Consider the following 18,205-nt stretch of genomic DNA (forward strand, 5'->3'; position numbering starts at 1 on the left):
GACGGGACCAGGAGCTCCCCACAGGCGGGCAGGAAGGCAGAACATGAAAAGCAGACACCAACCCGTGGATGTTCCGGCCCCCTCGGGCGGCGTAACGCGCCGCTTCATGCTGGGGGCCCTGGCGGGCAGCCTCGCGGCCCCGCCGGCTCTGGCTCAAGGCGGCATCCGGATCCGGCACGACTATGGCGAGATCGTCCTGCCAGCGCCGCCGCGCCGCGTTGTCTCGATCGGCTACAGGACGCAGGACACGCTGCTCGCGCTCGGGATCAATCCCGTCGCGGTGCGGCACTGGTTTGGCGATCAGCCATCGTCCGTCTGGCCCTGGGCGCAACCCTATCTCAGCGGTCCGGCGCCCATCGTGTTGTCGGGCGAGGTTTCGGTTGAATCCATCGCCATCCTGGAGCCGGACCTGATTGTGGGCATCGGCTCGGGAATCTCGCACGCGGAATACGCGACGCTTTCCCGCGTCGCGCCGGTGCTGATGCACGCGCCGAACCAGGCGACGTTCACGCCATGGGATGAGTTGGTCCGCGTGATCGGATACGCCCTCGGCAAGGACGGCGCGGCTGCGGACCTGATCGGGAAAACCCGCCAGCAATTCGCCGGGATGCGGGCGCGCAATCCCGGCTGGGCCGGCCGCTCCGCCGTGGCCGCCTACCATTTCGGCGGGGAAACCGGCGCCTTCACCCGCAGCGACCCGCGCGGCCATTTCCTCACGGAACTCGATTTCGTGGTGCCCGCCTCCCTGGACCGCCTGAGCGACAGGCGCGGCTTCTATGCCAGGCTGTCGCCGGAGGACCTGTCGCCGCTCGATGCCGACCTTCTGGTATGGATTTCCTCCGAGAAGATTCCCGGCCTTGCCGACATCCCGATGCGGCGATTCCTCCGGGCCTACCGCGAAGGCCGTGAGGTGGTGACAAGCCCGCTGGTTGGCGCCGCCCTTTCCTTTGGAAGCGTGCTTTCCCTTCCCTTCGCATTGTCGGCCCTTGAGGCTGACATCGCCGCGGCTGTTGACGGAAATCCCGCGACCCGTGTGGCATCCGCCGTTCAGGCCGGCATCGCGCCCTAGCGGAACCCGCCCGGGGCGCATCATCCGGCCGGGCGAGGATGCTCATGGAAACGAAAGCCCGGAGCGGCCTGCGTGAGCCGTTGCGATCCAGCCGGGGGCCGGGTCACAACCTGGCACCGCCCGCCCGGTCGCGCTTGATCCCGCGCCTCACGGTTCGGCGTCGGCCCATCGCAGCATCGTGGACGGGACCGCCTTGCTGCGGTGGTCGTCCCCGAAGCGGACAAGCACTTGGGCCGCGTCGAAGCTCGTGATGACGCCCCGCTCCAGGTCGCCTTCAGGCCAGGTGCGGTAGAGCACGGGGCGGCCGATATCAGTTTCGGTTGGCGTGATCCCGGGCGTGGAGGCCGGCCGGCCTTCTGCCGCGCTGCTTTGATCGGGCATGGCATCTCCTCCGTGGGATGGTGGGAGCGGCGTCCGGTTATCCGGCCAGCCAGCCGCCGCCACGCATTCCCTCGATCATAGTTCCATGCGCCGGGGTGGCGGTGCAACCGGGCGTGAACACGCCACAGGCAGGATCGGCGCCGGCTTCTGCAGGCCTTGCCCGGTTGGCGTCGCCTGCCGCCTTCGGGCATCACTGGGCAGCACAAAAGGAGGCGCATGATGCGAGGAATGCCGAGGCCGAGGTTTCCGGCGAGCAGCCTGCTGGTTGCCATGCTTGGCGAGCAGGCCCCGGCCGACATCCGGCGCGTGGCGCGGCGCCTGCGCTCGGAAGGCGCGCCCGCCTTGTGGGTCGACAACGAGATTGCCGGCCTGGCACGCGGGCTGACCCGATCCGAGGTGTCGCGCTCACCCGCCGTGCCGGACGCCCTGCCGCCGCTGTTCTGGCTGGAAGCCCAACGGGACGACCAGCCCGGCGCCGGCAGGATCGTTGGATGGGTGGTGGAGAAGAAGCAGCAGGGAGGCCTCGCCCTGAAGGGCTTCAGCATCGCCATCCGCCCTGAGGCCGCGCCAGAGCCGGAAGGGATGGCGACCATCCCGTTCGGCGTGGATGCGCGGGAGGAGGATGAGGACACCTGCTTCGCAAGAGGTCTGATCACCGCGATCAGCCTGCCGGAAATGCTGTCGCAGATGGGGGAGGGTTCGCCTGTCGTGCTGCTCCCCGCCGACCCGTCCGAGGCGGAAACCGGCATCCTGCGCGGCCTGAGGCTGTCCGTGGCGACATCGCCGGATTCGGTGCCGAACTGAAGCCCGCGGCCCCGCCGCCAACCGGATCTCGGGCTATCGCGCCGGATGGGAACGGGCGGTCGGGCTGGGCGCCCTGCCGGCAAGGCGCCTTGATCGGCGATGCCCCGCCCGTCGCGCGGTCAGTGCCTTGGCGGGGTCCGGCCGGAAACACAGCATCACCTGAGTTGGCTGTCCTTGCTGCCCCTGCGGTTGAAGCCGATATTCACCGGACGCCGATCCAGGGCCGATTGGCAGGAAACACAGGTCCGAACGCCCGGGAGCGCCCGGCGGCGTGCTGCCGGGATCTCATCGCCGCATTCCAGGCAATGTGTTTCTCCATCCCCCGTGGGAAGGTTGGCCCGCGCCCTCAGCACCCCGTCCGCAACCGTGTCGTCGATCTGATCCTGCACCGCGCCATCCGGCGCCCAGCCACTGGCCATTGTTGCCTCCTGCCTGTTTGGCGTCGCAGCAGATGAAGTTGGTGGCCGCGGCGGCGCGTTCAACGATGCGCGCGGCGTTGCGGGAACCGTTCCATCCCCCAGGCTTTGTCTTTGCTGAATCCCCGGGAGCATCGCGCATCAGGCCAGCGGGCGTCGATCGGGACGCCGGACATGCCTGATGAGGCGGTGACAGGGAAGAAGCCCTTCGACGCCATGGATGGAGAACCGGAAGGGCCGGCCCCGAGCCTCTGCGATGGATCGCAGGCACAGGCGGCAAGTTCTTCTGGACACCGGACCTTTCGTGCATCCACAGTTTGTCGTCGACCTCCTGAGCCGCAGCTGAGCATTGCGGGGCCAACCGCGAGGAAGCCTTCTTCGGGACAGCTCATGGCATGCCGGCAGGACGGGGTCCGTCACGACGCTCCGGATGCAGCGCTGGAGAAGATGGCATGCGCACAGCGATGACACGGCACCATGTCGCATGGCGGGGCGACATCGTGGCCCGGCGCTTCCGGATGATCGGGATCATCGCGGTCGCTGCCAGCGCCGTCGGCTGCGCCGGGCGCCTGCCCGACTATGATCCACCCGACAGTGTCACCTACCTCGACGCGCAGAACTGGCGTCCGGAGCAGCGCGAATGGTTCTATCACACCTCGCAGGGCACCAAGGTGATGCCCTATGCGTGGTTCCTGGCGCTGGAACAGCCCCGCGCCAGCTGGCCGGGACCGGCACCTCGTTTCGCCACCCCGGAGCACCTCGCGCGCTTCGGCTTCATTCCGTCAGCGCCATCATCCGTGAATCCGGACGGCCTGCCCGTCGGGTTCGCCCGGGACGCGTTCGGCATCAACGAAGGAACCGATGAGCCGGAAGCGATTGTCGGGATGACCTGTGCCGCCTGCCATACCGGGCAGGTCGAGTATGGCCGGCGTGCCATCCGGATCGATGGCGGCCCCTCGATGGCGGATACCGGCGCCTTCCAGGAGCAGGTTGGCCTCGCCCTCTTCTGGACCTTCGAATCCCAGCCGCGCTTCGCACGCTTCGCCGAACGGGTCCTGAGGGCCGATGGTCAGCCCGACACGCCAGATGCCCGCAACAGGCTTCATGGCAGGCTTGAGCTGGCCCTGGATGCGGGCCGCACCGAACGCGGGCTGGCGGAGAAGCGCAGGCTTTACCCGGTAGAGGAAGGCTTTGGCCGCCTGGATGCCCTTGGCCGCGGCGGGAACTTCGTTTTCGGAACCCTGACCGGCAATCACGGCAATCTGGCTGTCGCGGACGCGCCGGTCAGCTATCCTCCGCTCTGGGATGCGCCTTGGTTCGACTGGGTGCAGTATAATGGCTCCATCCTCCAGCCGATGAGCCGCAACGTCGCTGAAGCGATGGGCGTGCGTTCGCTGGTGAAGCTGGTCGGGCCGCCGGAGCAACTTCACAGATCCTCCGTACGGATCCAGAATCTCTACGACATGGAGCGGCAGCTTGCCGGCCGGGCGCCGGGCGGCGGATTGCGTTCCCCGCCCTGGCAGGAGCAGATCCTGGGCTCCATCGACCGCGCCGCCGCGGAGCGGGGAAGGGCCCATTTCCAGCGGCTTTGCTCCGGATGCCATGTACCCTGGGACCCTGCCGCCATTGGCACCGCAGCCATTCCGCCACGTGTCACGATGGTTGCGCTCGACAAGATCGAAACCGATCCCAGGGCCGCCCGGAACTTCGCCGAACGCCGGGCTGTCCTGCCTGGCGGCGAGGAGGTCCCGGCGGCCGAGGGGCTGAGGCGGGTCACCAGCAATGTGATCAATGCCTGGTACGACGCGAACAATGTTCCTGAGCAGGGTTCCTGGACCGATGCCCGCGGCGTGGTCCGGCCGGGGCGCCATGAGATGAACGGCGGAAGGCCCAATGAATGGCGTGCGCCTCTGGCCTATCGCGCGCGCCCTCTCAACGGGGTCTGGGCCACCGCGCCCTATCTGCACAACGGATCGGTTCCCAGCCTTTACCAGATGTTGCTGCCGGCAGACCAGCGGGACAGGGCCTTTTATGTCGGCAGCCGCCAGTTCGATCCGAAGCATGTCGGGTTTGCGACAACCGCCTTCAATGGCGGTTTCCGTTTCGACACCTCGATCCCCGGCAATTCGAACCGTGGGCATGAGTTCCGCGACGCACCCCTCGGGAATGGCGTGATCGGCCCGGAACTCACGGACCAGCAGCGCTGGGAGATCATCGAGTACCTCAAGACCCTCTAGGCAGCGCTCTTGTGCTCGGTACGCGGCGCAAAGCGGCTCCGTGCCCTCGTGGCGGCCGTGAAGGGCGGCTTTTGCCCCACCCTTCCCCCCTCGGGATGGTGTGCCTGCGCTGAGGGAACCCTGCCTCGGTTCCAGACACTGGAAGCGATGCCGCAGATGGTCCCGGGGACGTGTTTCAGCGATGCCCGAGGTCTTCCTGGCTTCCGGCCAATCCGCGTTTCCTTGTTCTCCTCCCTGGAAGGCAAGAAAGGAGAAGATCAGGAAATTGTTTCAATCCCAGGTTTTCTTCTACCATGACGAAGCACCCGCGCAAGTTCGTCCCATGACGTGTGTGAAACCTTCGGATGTAGCTGGATCAGAGCTTCACGCTTCAGCACCGCAACGATGCGGACAAAATTGACGGCAATAGTGTATACAGTTATTCTGTAGCCATGTTAAAGCTATGTCCATGAACCTTCCGGCTTCCATTCGCGCCGCTGACCGCATCTATGATCGTGTCAAGGCGATGGCCTGCACCTACCGCCTTTCGCCAGGCGGGCGGGTGAACGAGGTGGAGTTGGCGCGTCAGCTAGGTGTCAGCCGCACGCCGCTGCGGGAGGCGCTGAACCGCCTCGCCTCGGAAGGCTTTCTGGTGCCGACCATGAACAAGGGCTACCACGTCCGGGCGTTGGACCCAGCCGAGGTTCTCGCGCTTTACGAGTTCCGCGCGGCCATCGAAGTGGGCGGCGTGCAGCTTGCCTGCGAGCGTGCCACGGATGCCGAGCTGGACGGGCTGGAAGCCTTCGCCCTCGCGAGCCGAGATGCGCCGGACGAGGATGCCCAGGCCCTGCGCCTCCTGGAACTGGACGAGCAGTTCCATGAGCGCCTCGCCGGCTTGTCCGGCAACGACGAATTCGTCCGTGCCGTCTGCGCCACCAACGAGCGGATCCGCTTCGTGCGATGGATCGACATGAAGGACCGCCGCGCGGGCACGCAGAACGAGCACCTGGCCATCGTCCGGCACCTGCGCCAGCGGGATGCCGCCATGGCCGGCACGCTGATACGCCAGCACATCAGCCGTCGCCTGGACCAGATCACCGAGGTCATCCGCATCGGCTATGGCGAGATCTATACCGGCAATGCGCTGGCCGCCCATGTGCTGGACGGCGCTGCCTGAGCCCGTACCTGAAACCCCTGTCTCCGGAGAAGAGCCTTGCTTCCAGACTCCAAGGACCTGACCATCCTCTTCGCCCATCCCGCCTACCGCCTGCATGACCGCTTCGCGGTGCGCGGCACCGGTATCCGCGCCTTCCAGGTCGGCTCGCGCGAGGAGCTGGCGGCGCGCGCCTCCGAGGCGGATGTGGTGGTCGTCTCGGGGCTGTGGGACAATGCCCTGCTGGAGAAGGCGCCGAAGCTGCGCTTCGTGCAATCCGTCAGCGCCGGCGTGGACCAGTATGACCAGGCCGCTTTCCGCGCGCGTGGCGTGCGGCTGGCCAGCGCCCAGGGCGTCAACGCCAATGCGGTGTCCGAGCACGCCATGTCCCTGATCCTGGCCATGGCCCGCCTGCTGCCGCAGGCGCGCGACAACCAGGCGAAGCACCATTGGCGCGGCATGATCGGCGAGATCGCCCGCCGCGAAGATGAGCTGGGTGGCAAGACCCTGCTGGTGGTGGGCCTTGGCCGCATCGGTGGCCGCCTGGCGCGTCTCGCCAAGGCCTTCGGCATGCATGTGGTGGGGCTTCGGCGGGACCCGGCGGCCGGCGCCGATGGCGCGGACGAGGTGCATTCCATCGCCTCCCTGAAGGAGTGGCTGCCGCGCGCTGATATCGTGGCGCTCACCTGCCCGCTCACGCCGGAGACCACGGGCCTGATCGGCGCCGAGGCCCTGGCGGCGATGAAGCCCACCGCGCGCCTGGTCAATGTGGCCCGCGGCAAGGTGGTGGACGAGGCGGCGCTGATCGCGGCGCTGCGCGAGGGCCGCATCGCCGGCGCCGCGCTGGATGTGGTGGTGGAGGAGCCGCTGCCGGAATCCTCGCCGCTCTGGGACCTGCCCAATGTCTTCATCACCCCGCACAGCGCCGGCGAAACGCAGCGCTACGAGGACAATGTGCTCGACATCCTCGTGGAGAACCTCGACCGGCTGCAGCGCGGCGAGGACCGGCTGCACAACCAGATCGTCTGAGGAACAGGACCCATGAGCGAGATCACCCGGCTCGACCAGAACCACCGCCGCTCCCGCGCCGTGATCCATGGCGACACCGTCTATCTGGCGGGCCACACCGCCGATGACCGCTCGGCCGATGCGGCCGGCCAGACGCGGCAGGTGCTGGCCAAGATCGACGAGATGCTGGCCGCCGCCGGCACCGACAAGTCGAAGCTGCTGAACGTGACGATCTGGCTGGCCGACATGGCCGATTTCGCCGCGATGAACGAGGTCTATGACGCTTGGCTGGTGCCCGGCCACACCCCCGCGCGCTGCTGCGGCGCGGTGACGCTGGCCCTGCCGGACATCCGCGTCGAGATCATGGCGATCGCGGCGCGCTGAGGAGACGGAGAATGGACGTGGCCACCCCTCAGTTCCGCCCGGCCCGGCGCATCGCCAATATCGGCGTGTCGGAGATCCTGAAGATCGGCGCGCGTGCCGCGCAGTTGAAGCGGGAGGGGCGGCCCGTCATTGTCCTGGGCGCCGGCGAGCCCGACTTCGACACGCCGGACCATGTGAAGGACGCCGCCGTTGCCGCCATCCGCGCGGGGCAGACGAAATACACCACGCTGGACGGCACGCCGGAGATGAAGGCGGCGGTCTGCGGCAAGCTGCAGCGCGAGAATGGCCTCGCCTATGAGCCGGCCGAGATCACCGTCGGCGCCGGCGCCAAGCAGGTGATCCACAACGCGCTGATGGCGACGCTGGACGAGGGGGACGAGGTGGTCATCGCCGCGCCCTTCTGGACCTCCTATGCGGACATGGTGATCATCGCCGGCGGCGTGCCCGTGCCGGTGGTGGGGCGGGAGGAGAACGGCTTCCGCCTGGATGCGGCCGACCTGGAGGCCGCCATCACGCCGCGTACCCGCTGGCTGATGCTGAACTCGCCCAGCAACCCCACCGGCTCGGCCTATACCCCGGCCGACCTGCGCCCCCTCTGCGACGTGCTGCTGCGCCACCCGCAGGTCTGGCTGATGTCAGACGAGATCTACGAGCATCTCTGCTACGGCAACTTCACCTGCACCAGCCCGGTGAGCGTGGAGCCGGCGCTGCGGGAGCGCACGCTGATCGTCAACGGCGTCTCCAAGAGCTATGCCATGACGGGCTGGCGCGTCGGCTATGGCGCCGGGCCGCGGGCACTGATCGCCGCCATGGCGGTGGTGCAGAGCCAGAGCACCACCAATCCTTCCTCCATCTCCCAGGCTGCCGCCATCGAGGCGCTGAACGGCCCGCAGGAGCTGCTGAAGGAACGCCGCGCCTCCTTCGAGAAGCGGCGGGACCTCGTGGTGCAGGCGCTGAACGCCATCCCCGGCCTTTCCTGCCGCAAGCCCGAGGGCGCCTTCTACGCCTTCGCGGGCTGCGTCGGGGTGATCGGGCGCAAGACCCCTTCCGGCGAGGTGCTGCAAACCGACGCCGATTTCTGCCGCTACCTTCTGGAGGAGCATGACGTGGCTGTGGTTCCCGGCTCCATCTTCGGCCTCGCGCCGTATTTCCGCATCTCCTACGCCACGGCGGAGGCGGAGCTGCGGACGGCGATGACGCGCATCGCCCGCGCGGTGGAGGCGCTGTCGTGAGCGGCGCGGAGGCGCCCCGCACGGGCGGGCAGATCCTCGTCGCACAGCTTTTGGCGCAGGGCGTGGAGCGCGTGACCTGCGTGCCGGGCGAAAGCTACCTGGCCGTGCTCGACGCGCTGCATGACGCCGCGATCGACGTCATCACCTGCCGCCAGGAAGGCGGCGCCGCAATGATGGCCGAAGCCTATGGCAAGATGACCGGCCGCCCCGGCATTTGCTTCGTCACGCGCGGGCCTGGCGCCACCAACGCCTCCTGCGGCGTGCATGTGGCGATGCAGGATTCGACGCCGATGATCCTGTTCGTCGGCCAGGTGGCGCGCGAGATGCGCGAGCGCGAGGCCTTCCAGGAGCTCGACTACCGCGCCGTCTTCGGCACCATGTGCAAGTGGGCCACCGAGATCGACACGGCGGACCGCATCCCCGAGATGGTCTCCCGCGCATTCCGCGTGGCCATGCAGGGCCGCCCCGGCCCCGTGGTCATCGCCTTGCCGGAGGACATGCTGGTCGAGATGGCCAGCGTGGCCGATGCGCCGCGCGTCGAGCCCGCCGTCGCCGCCCCGGCCGCCGCGGATATCGAAGCACTGGGCGAGCATCTGCGCGCCGCGCGCAAGCCGCTGGTCATCCTCGGCGGCTCGGGCTGGGACGAGGCGGCGGTGGACGCCATGGCGGGATTCGCCGAACGCTGGTCGCTGCCCGTCTGCACCTCCTTCCGCCGCGCCGACCGTTTCCGCTGGGACCATCCCTGCTACGCGGGCGACCTCGGCATCGGCCCCAACCCGCATCTCTCCGCCATGGTGCGGGAGGCGGACCTGCTGCTGCTGGTCGGCGGCCGCATGTCCGAGATGCCTTCCAACTCCTATGAGCTGCTGGACATCCCGGTGCCCCGGCAGAAGCTCATCCACGTGCATCCCGGCGCCGAGGAACTGGGGCGCGTTTATGCGCCGGTGCTGGCCATCCAGGCGGCGCCGCGCAGCTTCGCGCCAGCCCTGGCCGCGCTCTCCCCCGATGCCACGCCCTCCTGGGCCGAAGCGACGGCTGCGGCGCATGCCTCCTACCTGGACTTCTCCGGCCAAGCCCGCACCCTGCCGGGCGACTTCCAGTATGGCGAGGTGCTGCGCTGGCTGAACGAGCGCCTGCCGGCGGATACGCTGCTCTGCAACGGCGCCGGCAATTTCGCCGGCTGGATGCACCGGCACTGGCGCTTCAGGCAGCTCGGCACGCAGCTCGCGCCCACTTCCGGCTCCATGGGCTATGGCGTGCCGGCGGCGGTGATGGCCGCGCGGCACAAGCCCGGCAGCACAGCCATCGCCATTGCCGGCGACGGCGACTTCCTGATGAACGGGCAGGAATTCGCGACCGCCGTGCAGCATGGCATCCCCGCCATCATCGTCGTCATCGATAACGGCATGTACGGCACCATCCGGATGCACCAGGAGCGTGACTATCCCGGCCGGATCTCCGCCACGCGCCTGACCAACCCCGATTTCGCGGCCTATGCCCGCGCCTTCGGCGGCCATGGCGAGACGGTGCGCCGCACGGAGGAATTCGCCCCCGCCTTCGAGCGGGCGCTGGCTTCCGGCAAGCCCGCCATCCTGCACTGCTTCCTTGACCCGCGCGCCCGCTCCGTCGGCCGCGACATGCCGGAAGGCCAGCCCCTGTGACACGCCATGTCGCGGTGATCGGCGCCGGCATCGAAGGCGCCGCGAGTGCGGTGGAGCTGCTGCGCGCCGGCCACCGCGTCACCCTGCTCGACCCCGGCAAGCCCGGGGGAGAGCAGGCGGCGAGCTTCGGCAATGCGGGCTGGCTCTCCTCCCATTCCGTGCTGCCGCCCAGCGGTCCGGGGCTGTGGCGCAAGATTCCCGGCTGGCTGAGCGATCCGCTCGGCCCGCTGGCGGTGCGCTGGAGCCGCCTGCCGGCCGCGCTTCCCTGGCTGCTGCGCTACATCGCAGCCGGTTCCAGCGAAGCCAAGCTGCTGCGCATCGCCCAGTCCCTGCGGCCGCTGCTCAAGGACTCCGCCGTGCTGCATGCCGCGCTGGCGCGCGAGGCCGGCGTGCCGGAACTGATCGAGCAGCGCGGGGTGATGCATGCCTTCACCTCCCGCGCCGAGTTCGAGGCTGAGGCCATGGGCTGGCGCATCCGCCAACAGGTCGGCATCATCTGGACCGAACTGGAAGGCCCGGCGCTGCGCGCGGCGGAACCGGAGCTGGACCCCGCCTATACCTTCGCGGTGCTGGTGGAGGAGGCGGGGCGCTGCCTTTCGCCCGGCGCCTATGTGGCGGCGCTGGCGGCCCATGCGGTGCAACAGGGCGCCGTGCTGCGCCCGGTCGCCGCCCGAGGGCTGCGCATCGAGGGCGGAAGGCTGCGCGGGGTGGCCCTGGCCGATGGCTCCGCGCTGGACTGCGACGCGGCGGTGATCTGCTGCGGCGCCCGTTCCGCGCCCCTGGCCGCCCAGGCCGGGGACCACGTGCCGCTGGAAAGCGAGCGCGGCTACCACGTCATGATCCGTGGCACCAATGTCGGCCCCAACCGCTCGATGAGCCTCTCCCTCGCCAAGATGGTGGTGAACCCGATGCGCGATGGGCTGCGCGCGGCGGGGCAGGTGGAGATCGCGGGCCTCGAGGCCGCGCCCAACTGGAAGCGCGCCGAGATCCTGCGCGACCATCTGCGGAAAAGCTTTCCCGCCTTGCCGGCCGACCTGCCGCTGGAGCGCGTCAGCGTCTGGATGGGCCACCGGCCCAGCACGCCGGATGGCTTGCCTTGCCTCGGCCCCGCCAGCGCCACGCCGGATGTGGTGCATGCCTTCGGCCACGGCCATGTCGGGCTGGTGGCCGGCGCGCGCACCGGGCGCTTGGTGGCGCAGCTGCTTTCCGGCCAGAAGCCTGAAATCGCACTGGAGGCCTTTTCGGCGCGACGCTTCCGGTAATCGCGACGCACCAGGCGACGGGGCGGCAACAGCCGCCCGAATCCCCATTGGCCGGTGGAGGACAATGATCGTCCGCCGCCCCAAGCCTAGAGGCGCAACGACGCCAGACATCACACGACCCCACCTGTTCCGCGAACAAGGAAACGGTACCGCATGCTTCGTTTAACCCTACCGATGCTGGCCCTGCTGCTGCCAGCCGTTCCCGCCGCCCAGGCGCAGGAGGCGTCCTGGCCTTCCCGCCCCATCACCATCATGGGGGGTTTCCCCAGCGGCGCGGGCACGGACATTTATGCCCGCAAGCTGGCCGAGCCGCTCAGCCAGGCGCTGAAGGTGCCTGTGGTGGTGGAGCCCCGCACCGGCGCCGGCGGCAACATCGCGTCCGAGCAGGTGGCCAAGGCGCGGCCGGATGGCTACACGCTGCTGCTGGCCACCGCCGGCACGCATGCCATCAACGCGGCGCTGTACCGCAACCTGCCCTTCGACGCCTTCCGCGACGTCACCCACATCGCCTTGTTGGGTGACGTGCCCAACGTGCTGCTGGTGAACCCGCAGAAGAACCCCGAGCTCCGCACCTGCCAGGACCTGCTGGCGGCGGCGCGGGCGCGACCGGGGCAGTTGAACTACAGCTCCACCGGCAATGGCGCCTCGTCCCACCTGGCGGCGGTGCAGCTCACCCAGGCCGCGGGCATCGATGTGATGCATGTTCCCTATCGCGGCCAGGGGCCGGCGATGACGGCGCTGCTCGCCGGCGAGGTCACGTTCTTCTTCAACCAGAGCGGCCCGTCCATCGCGGCGGTGCAGCAGGGCCAGGCGCGGGCGCTGGGGGTTTCCACCGCGAAACGCCTGCCGCCGCTTCCGGACGTGCCCACGGCGTCCGAGGCCTGCGGCCTGCCCGGCTTCGTCACCAGCACCTGGTACGGGCTCATCGCCCCGCCCGGCCTGCCGGCCTCCATCCAGGCGCGGCTGAGCGAGGAAGTCACCCGCATCATCAGCGAGCCCGGCTTCCAGGAATGGCTGGTGACCTCCCAGGGCATCTCCCCGCCGGCTGATCCGAGCCCGGAGGCCTTTCGCAAGATCCATGAACAGGATCTGGCCAACTGGGCAACCGTGGTGAAGCAGTCCGGCGCGACGGTGGACTGACGGGGGCCGTTCGCCGAAAGGGGGGAGGCACTGCCTCCTCCCGCCGCACGGCCGGCTGGCAGGCCTTCCGGCTTTCCCGGAATTTCCCCGCCAGGACCGTCCCCGCGGCGCCTGGGTTGGCCTACGATCCGGTGTTGATGACGCATCAAAGGATGTTTGGCAGTGCAAGACGAAGTTCTGTGGTTATCGGCCGCCGACGTCGCCGCCTGCGAATTGTCGCCGGCGAGCATCAATGATGCTGTTGAAGCGGCCTTCATGGCCGTTTCCGCCAGCCAGGCCTCCACACGGCCGGCGCTGTCCATCCCCGCCGGCGGGCCATCCAGCTTTCGCGCCAAGGGTGGCGTGGTCAATGCCGAGGGTTTTGGCGCCGTGAAGTGGTATGGCTACTTCCCCCGCAACGCCGCGCTCGGCCAGGCCGAGTTCCGCCCGCTGATCCTGCTGAACGAGACGGAAACCGGCTTTCCTGTCGCCGTCATCAATGGCGACTGGATCACCGCTGTCCGCACGGCGGCGATCAGCGCGGTGGGCGCCAGGCATCTCTCGCGGCCGGAGAGCGCCACTGTTGCCTTTATCGGCTGCGGCACGCAGGCGCGCTCCAACCTGGAGGCCCTGCAGGCCGTGCGGCCGCTGCGCCGCGCCATCCTCCATGGCAACCGCCCCGAAACAACGGCCGCCTTCGCCGAGTTCGTCCGCGCCAGGGGGCTGGAGGCCGAAACCAGCACCGATCCCCGCGCGGCGCTGCGGGAGGCGGATATCGTTGTCAGCACGGTGCCGCGCCTGGCTGCCCGCACGCATTTCCTGGATGCCGGCTGGATGGCACCAGGTGGGTTCGCCGCCATGGTCGATTCCGGCGTGGCCTGGGATGGCGCGACAATGGGCGCCTTCGAGGCCCGCTTTTCGGATGATGTGGCGCAATCCGAAGGCCATGCCGAGACGGGCGATGTGCTGACGACCTATCAGGGCAGCCTCGCGCAGGTGGTGAGCGGCAGTTGTGGCCGCAGCCATGCATCGCAGCGCCTGGCGCTGATCTTCTCCGGAACCGGGCTGGCGGATGCGGCGGCGGCGATTGCCGTTTACCGCGCGGCCCAGGCGCGCGGCCTGGGGCGCCGCCTGCCGCTCTGATGCCCGCGAGGCTGGAGCCCGCCTGATCCGGCGCCGCGGGCCAAACGCGCATGCCTGACCTTCGAGGTGGGCGTCCCCCACTGGCTCCGGCACCGGGACGACCATCGCACGCATCCTTCCGGGACTTCCAGGATGCGGCCCGATCCGTGCTACTGAAGCGCCCATGGAGACCAAGCCCCCTATCCCCCGCGCGATCCTTGTTGGCATCCAGACACCGGAGGTCGATGACGTCGCGCACCAGGCCAGCCTTGAGGAGCTGGGGCGCCTGGTGAAAACGCTGGGCTACGAGGTGGCCGGCACGGTGTCCCAGCGCCGCGAGGGCACCGGCGCCGGAGCCTTGCTGGGCAGCGGCAAGCTGGCGGAACTGGCGGCGCTGACCGGCGGCAGCGGCGTGGTCGCATCGGTGGCCACGGCCCCGAAATCCAAGGCGCGGCGCCGGTTCGAAGGCGCGGCCGAGGCGGCCGGGCCGGAGCCGGAAGCCGATCGCAGGCCGGAATTCGTTATTGTCGACCATGAACTCTCGCCCAGCCAGATCCGCAACCTGGAGCGCGCCACGGGCGCGCAGGTGCTGGACCGCACCGGCGTCATCGTCGAGATCTTCCACCGCCATGCCAATACGCGCGAGGCGAAGCTGCAGGTGGAGATGGCGCGTCTGAAATATGTCGCGCCCCGCCTGCGGGAGTCCGCGGGCGGCGGCGAGCGCCGGCAGGGTCCGGGCGCGGGCGAAAGCACCCTCGACCTCGACCGCCGCAAGATCCGGGACCGGCTCGCGGAACTGAAGGACCAGCTGGAAGCGGTGCAGCGTGACAGCGATCATCGCCGCTCCGCCCGGCGCGACCAGCTGCGCGTGGCACTGGTTGGCTATACCAATGCGGGCAAATCCTCCCTGATGCGGGCGCTGACCGGCAGCGAGGTGCTGGTGGAGGACAAGCTGTTCGCCACCCTGGACACCACCATCCGGGTCCTGCAGCCGGAAACCCGGCCGCGCGTGCTCGTTTCCGACACGGTGGGCTTCATCAAGCAATTGCCGCATGACCTTGTCGCCTCGTTCCGCTCCACCCTGACCGAGGCCCTGGAGGCTTCGCTGCTGCTCTTCGTGGTCGATGCCTCGGACCCCACCTATGAGGCGCAGCTTGAGGTCACCCGCAGCGTGCTGCGCGAGATCGGCGCGGAGGGCGTGCCGTCCCGGCTGGTGCTGAACAAGATGGACCGCGTGGACGCCGCCGGGCGTGCCGCCCTGATCGAGAAGCACCCGGATGCGATCCTGCTTTCCGCCCACAGGCCGGAAGATGTCAGCGCATTGCGGGACACCATCATCGCCTTCTTCGAGGCGGCCATGGTGGAGGATGAGCTGGTGCTGCCCTATGCCAATCAGGGGCTGATCGGCGAAGTTTATGAAAGCGTGCGGGTCCTGTCCGAAAGCTATGACGAAGCCGGCCGGGTGTTGAAGGTTCGCGGCCTGCCCGGCGCGCTGGCGCGGCTGCGGCGGAGCCTGGCCGCCTCCTGATCCCAAGATTTTCCGCCGGGCCGGCTGAAGGTCTCTGGCCCGTCCGTGGCCAGGCCAGGAGGGCTGAGGCGCAGGGCGTGCGCCGGGCGAACATCGAGCAGCCGGAACAATGAAGCCGCGCCTGGCAGGGGTAACAGGGAAGTCTTCTTGTGGTCCGTTCCGTGCTGGAGCAGCATGGATCAACAACAGCACCAGGGGTGGCAGGATGCAGTTCAACCACGTCGCCAACCGCCTCGACCTGCGGCATTTCGAAACCTGCGTCGAGATGTTCAAGGTCAAGCTGGGCTTCGTGGAACTGCGCCGGACCGAACGGGCCATTTGGCTGCGGCAGCCCGGAGCCAATGTCGATCTGCAATTCAGCCGCAGCGATACGATCCACCGCGATGCCGACAAACTGCGCTCCCAAGTGTCGTTCCTGAGCGAAACCCCGGAAGCGGCGCTGGAGGAAATCGCGGACTGGCTGCGGGCGCGCGGCATGGAGGCATCCATAGGCCGCTATTCGGACAAGGAGTTCTTCCTTGATGCGCCGGCGGCCTTTGTGGATTTCGTCATCGAGGCCATGACCCCCGACCTGGCCGCGTATGGCCCCGAAGCCTGACAACGGCCCTCTCGCCGGGCCTGCCAAGTTACGCTTTCACAACCGCCGGGCATGATCCCCTTTCACGGGACGCCTTGACATGCCGGCGGCGCCGCCGCCGGCTTCATGCGGCCCTGTTCAGCCTTCCAGGCTGACCCCGGCCGCCCGCGCGACGTCGCCCCATTTGCGGATCTCGCTCGCGACGAAGCTGTTGGCTTCCTCGATCGTTTGTGGCGCAGCGGCACCACCGAGTTCCAGCACGCGTGCCGCGATCCGCGGGTCCCGCAGCAGGGCGGTGACATCGGCATTCACCCGCTCCACCACCGCGCGCGGCGTCGCCGCGGGAACGCAAAGGCCTCCCCAGCCGATGGCCTCATAGCCGGGCAGCGTTTCGGCGATGGCCGGCACCTCCGGCAATTGCGGCGCGCGCGCGGCCGAGGTGACGGCGATCGGCTTGATCCGCCCGCCCTGGATGTGCGGCAGCGCGCTTGCGACACTGTCGAACATCATGGGGATGTTACCGGCGATCAGGTCGGCCACGGCCGGGCCCGAGCCCCTGTAGGGCACATGCGCCAGTTTGATGCCGGCGCGGGACGCGAACATTTCTGCCGCCAGGTGCTGAGAGGTGCCCGGACCGCCGCTGCCGTAATGGATGCCTCCTGGATCCGCCTTCGCCGCCGCCAGCAATTCCGGCAGGGTGCTGGGCGCGAAGGACGGGTGAACCACGATCATCAGCGGCACGGTGAAGACCGTGGTGACATAGGTGAAATCACGCACCGCATCATAGGGCAGGTTCGGGATGATGCTCGGATGGATTCCGTTGGTGCCGCTGGTGGAGGCGATCAGGGTATAGCCATCGGGCGCGGACCGCGCCCCCGCTTCCATCCCGACGACGCCCGCGCCGCCCGCGCGGTTCTCCACCACCACCCGCTGCGGCCACTGTTTGGAAAGCTCCTCGGCGAGATAGCGCAGGATGGTGTCCGTCGCCTGACCGGGAGGGAAGGGGATCAGCAGGCGCACCGGGCGGCTCGGCCAGTTCTCCGCGGCGAGCGGGGCACGGCCGGCCATGGCAGCCCCCGCGAGGGAAAGGCCAGCGCCAAGGAAACGGCGGCGGTCTGGGTAAGGGAACATGAGCATTCTCCGAGGATCTTCGGGGGCGGTATGCTATCGGCCGGGAAGGGCGATCAAGTCAGCCGGCCTGTCCTATCCTCTCGCGCCCTGAAGTCCGGAGCCTGATCGTGCTCCTGGCTTCAGACCGCTTCTCCTGCCATGGCCCTGGCGCGAAGGCAGCGGATCATCCGCCGCCCGCGAAGGAAACCTGCCGCATGAGAAGGGTGTAGTCGGATTCGATCGCCATGATCCCCACAAAAACCAGGACCATGAGCGGCGGGATCACGATCGCGCAGACCAGTGCCAGATGTTCCCAGGCCATGTGCATGAAGACGGCCATGATCAGGCCCGCCTTCAGGACCATGAACAGCAGGATCAGCGACCATCTCAGAATGCCCTGAAGATGGACATAGTCGACGACATAGGAGCAGGCGCTGAGGACGAACAGCAATATCCAGGTGCCGAGATAAAGCCCGATCGAATGGCCCTGCTCTCCGGATGCATGTGCCTGTGCCATCGTTTTTCTCACCAAAGATAGAAGAAGGCGAAAATGAACACCCATACCAGATCGACGAAGTGCCAGTAGAGGCCCATGATCTCCACCGCCTCGTAGTTTCCCCGGCGGCTGGTGAAGAAGCCGCGCGTTCCATTGTCATAGTCGCCCCGCAGCACCTTTCGTGCGACAATGAACAGGAAGATGACGCCGAAGCTGACATGGGTGCCGTGGAAGCCCGTGATCATGAAGAAGGTGGAGCCGAATTGCGGCGCGCCCCAGGGATTGCCCCAGGGACGAACCCCTTCATGGATCAGCTTGGACCATTCGAAGGCCTGCATCCCGACAAAGGCAAGGCCCAGCACCGCCGTGAGCAGCATCAGATACGCGCTCCGCACGCGGTCCCGGCGATAGGCGAAGTTGACCGCCATGGCCATGGTGCCGCTGCTGCTGATCAGAACAAAGGTCATGATGGCGATCAGGATGAGCGGCACCGAGGTGCCGCCAATCGTCAGCGCGAAGACCTCGCTGGGATTAGGCCATGGCACCACCGTCGACATCCGCACCGTCATGTAGGAAATCAGGAAGCAGCTGAAGACGAAGGTGTCGCTGAGCAGAAAGATCCACATCATCGCCTTCCCCCAGGAAACATCCCTGAAGGTGCGACGGT

General features: G+C 68.2%; 18 protein-coding genes. 13 read left to right on the forward strand and 5 right to left on the reverse strand.

Features of this window, described 5'->3' with window-relative positions; all coding sequences use genetic code 11:
* The first annotated feature begins 43 nt into the window (after positions 1-43).
* The gene (locus F0Q34_RS17040) at positions 44-1,069 is read left to right on the forward strand and encodes an ABC transporter substrate-binding protein (protein ID WP_149813452.1); all 1,026 of its coding nucleotides are present in this window, start codon (positions 44-46) and stop codon (positions 1,067-1,069) included.
* A gap of 147 nt (positions 1,070-1,216) precedes the next feature.
* On the opposite strand, the gene F0Q34_RS17045 is transcribed toward F0Q34_RS17040, so the two are convergent.
* Positions 1,217-1,450, reverse strand: a complete 234-nt coding sequence (locus tag F0Q34_RS17045; RefSeq protein WP_149813453.1) for a hypothetical protein — start codon at positions 1,448-1,450, stop codon at positions 1,217-1,219.
* A 228-nt stretch (positions 1,451-1,678) separates the two neighbouring features.
* Between F0Q34_RS17045 and F0Q34_RS17050 the strand changes: the two genes are divergently transcribed.
* Positions 1,679-2,254, forward strand: coding sequence for a hypothetical protein (locus tag F0Q34_RS17050; protein ID WP_149813454.1), 576 nt, complete (start codon positions 1,679-1,681; stop codon positions 2,252-2,254).
* Between the two features lie 155 nt (positions 2,255-2,409).
* On the opposite strand, the gene F0Q34_RS17055 is transcribed toward F0Q34_RS17050, so the two are convergent.
* The gene (locus tag F0Q34_RS17055; protein WP_306419397.1) at positions 2,410-2,805 is read right to left on the reverse strand and encodes a DksA/TraR family C4-type zinc finger protein; all 396 of its coding nucleotides are present in this window, start codon (positions 2,803-2,805) and stop codon (positions 2,410-2,412) included.
* A 317-nt stretch (positions 2,806-3,122) separates the two neighbouring features.
* On the opposite strand from F0Q34_RS17055, the gene F0Q34_RS17060 reads away from it, so the two are divergent.
* The 11 genes from F0Q34_RS17060 to F0Q34_RS17110 all read left to right on the forward strand — a co-directional run bounded on the left by F0Q34_RS17060 (position 3,123) and on the right by F0Q34_RS17110 (position 15,953).
* Positions 3,123-4,907, forward strand: a complete 1,785-nt coding sequence (locus tag F0Q34_RS17060) for a di-heme-cytochrome C peroxidase (RefSeq protein WP_149813456.1) — start codon at positions 3,123-3,125, stop codon at positions 4,905-4,907.
* A 442-nt stretch (positions 4,908-5,349) separates the two neighbouring features.
* Entirely contained in the window at positions 5,350-6,063 is a 714-nt protein-coding gene (locus tag F0Q34_RS17065) for a GntR family transcriptional regulator (protein ID WP_241665549.1), read from the forward strand.
* Between the two features lie 36 nt (positions 6,064-6,099).
* Positions 6,100-7,068: a D-2-hydroxyacid dehydrogenase gene (locus F0Q34_RS17070; protein WP_206668070.1), complete on the forward strand. Its 969-nt coding sequence runs from the start codon at positions 6,100-6,102 to the stop codon at positions 7,066-7,068.
* 12 nt (positions 7,069-7,080) lie between these two features.
* A complete protein-coding gene (locus tag F0Q34_RS17075) occupies positions 7,081-7,431 on the forward strand; it encodes a RidA family protein (RefSeq protein WP_149813458.1) in 351 nt (116 codons plus the stop codon).
* Between the two features lie 11 nt (positions 7,432-7,442).
* Positions 7,443-8,663, forward strand: a complete 1,221-nt coding sequence (locus F0Q34_RS17080) for a pyridoxal phosphate-dependent aminotransferase (protein ID WP_149813459.1) — start codon at positions 7,443-7,445, stop codon at positions 8,661-8,663.
* Positions 8,660-10,324 carry a thiamine pyrophosphate-binding protein gene (locus F0Q34_RS17085; RefSeq protein ID WP_149813460.1) on the forward strand — a complete coding sequence of 555 codons (1,665 nt, stop codon included), beginning with the start codon at positions 8,660-8,662 and terminating at the stop codon, positions 10,322-10,324. The genes F0Q34_RS17080 and F0Q34_RS17085 overlap by 4 nt, the downstream gene beginning before the upstream one ends.
* Positions 10,321-11,586, forward strand: coding sequence for an NAD(P)/FAD-dependent oxidoreductase (locus F0Q34_RS17090; protein ID WP_149813461.1), 1,266 nt, complete (start codon positions 10,321-10,323; stop codon positions 11,584-11,586). Before F0Q34_RS17085 ends, F0Q34_RS17090 begins: the two co-directional genes overlap by 4 nt.
* A gap of 153 nt (positions 11,587-11,739) precedes the next feature.
* Positions 11,740-12,726, forward strand: coding sequence for a Bug family tripartite tricarboxylate transporter substrate binding protein (locus F0Q34_RS17095; RefSeq protein WP_149813462.1), 987 nt, complete (start codon positions 11,740-11,742; stop codon positions 12,724-12,726).
* A 162-nt stretch (positions 12,727-12,888) separates the two neighbouring features.
* Positions 12,889-13,848, forward strand: a complete 960-nt coding sequence (locus F0Q34_RS17100; protein ID WP_161600927.1) for an ornithine cyclodeaminase family protein — start codon at positions 12,889-12,891, stop codon at positions 13,846-13,848.
* A gap of 163 nt (positions 13,849-14,011) precedes the next feature.
* Entirely contained in the window at positions 14,012-15,355 is a 1,344-nt protein-coding gene (gene hflX / locus F0Q34_RS17105) for a GTPase HflX (RefSeq protein ID WP_149813464.1), read from the forward strand.
* A 205-nt stretch (positions 15,356-15,560) separates the two neighbouring features.
* Positions 15,561-15,953 (forward strand): hypothetical protein, encoded by a 393-nt coding sequence (locus F0Q34_RS17110; RefSeq protein WP_149813465.1) that lies wholly within the window; start codon positions 15,561-15,563, stop codon positions 15,951-15,953.
* Between the two features lie 117 nt (positions 15,954-16,070).
* On the opposite strand, the gene F0Q34_RS17115 is transcribed toward F0Q34_RS17110, so the two are convergent.
* The 3 genes from F0Q34_RS17115 to F0Q34_RS17125 form a co-directional block, all read right to left on the reverse strand.
* Positions 16,071-17,063, reverse strand: a complete 993-nt coding sequence (locus F0Q34_RS17115) for a Bug family tripartite tricarboxylate transporter substrate binding protein (RefSeq protein ID WP_149813466.1) — start codon at positions 17,061-17,063, stop codon at positions 16,071-16,073.
* Between the two features lie 163 nt (positions 17,064-17,226).
* Positions 17,227-17,571, reverse strand: a complete 345-nt coding sequence (locus tag F0Q34_RS17120) for a cytochrome C oxidase subunit IV family protein (protein ID WP_241665550.1) — start codon at positions 17,569-17,571, stop codon at positions 17,227-17,229.
* Positions 17,568-18,167 (reverse strand): heme-copper oxidase subunit III family protein, encoded by a 600-nt coding sequence (locus F0Q34_RS17125; protein ID WP_241665551.1) that lies wholly within the window; start codon positions 18,165-18,167, stop codon positions 17,568-17,570. Before F0Q34_RS17125 ends, F0Q34_RS17120 begins: the two co-directional genes overlap by 4 nt.
* Positions 18,168-18,205 lie beyond the last annotated feature (38 nt).

The organism is Teichococcus oryzae (assembly GCF_008386565.1).
Taxonomy (GTDB): domain Bacteria; phylum Pseudomonadota; class Alphaproteobacteria; order Acetobacterales; family Acetobacteraceae; genus Pseudoroseomonas; species Pseudoroseomonas oryzae.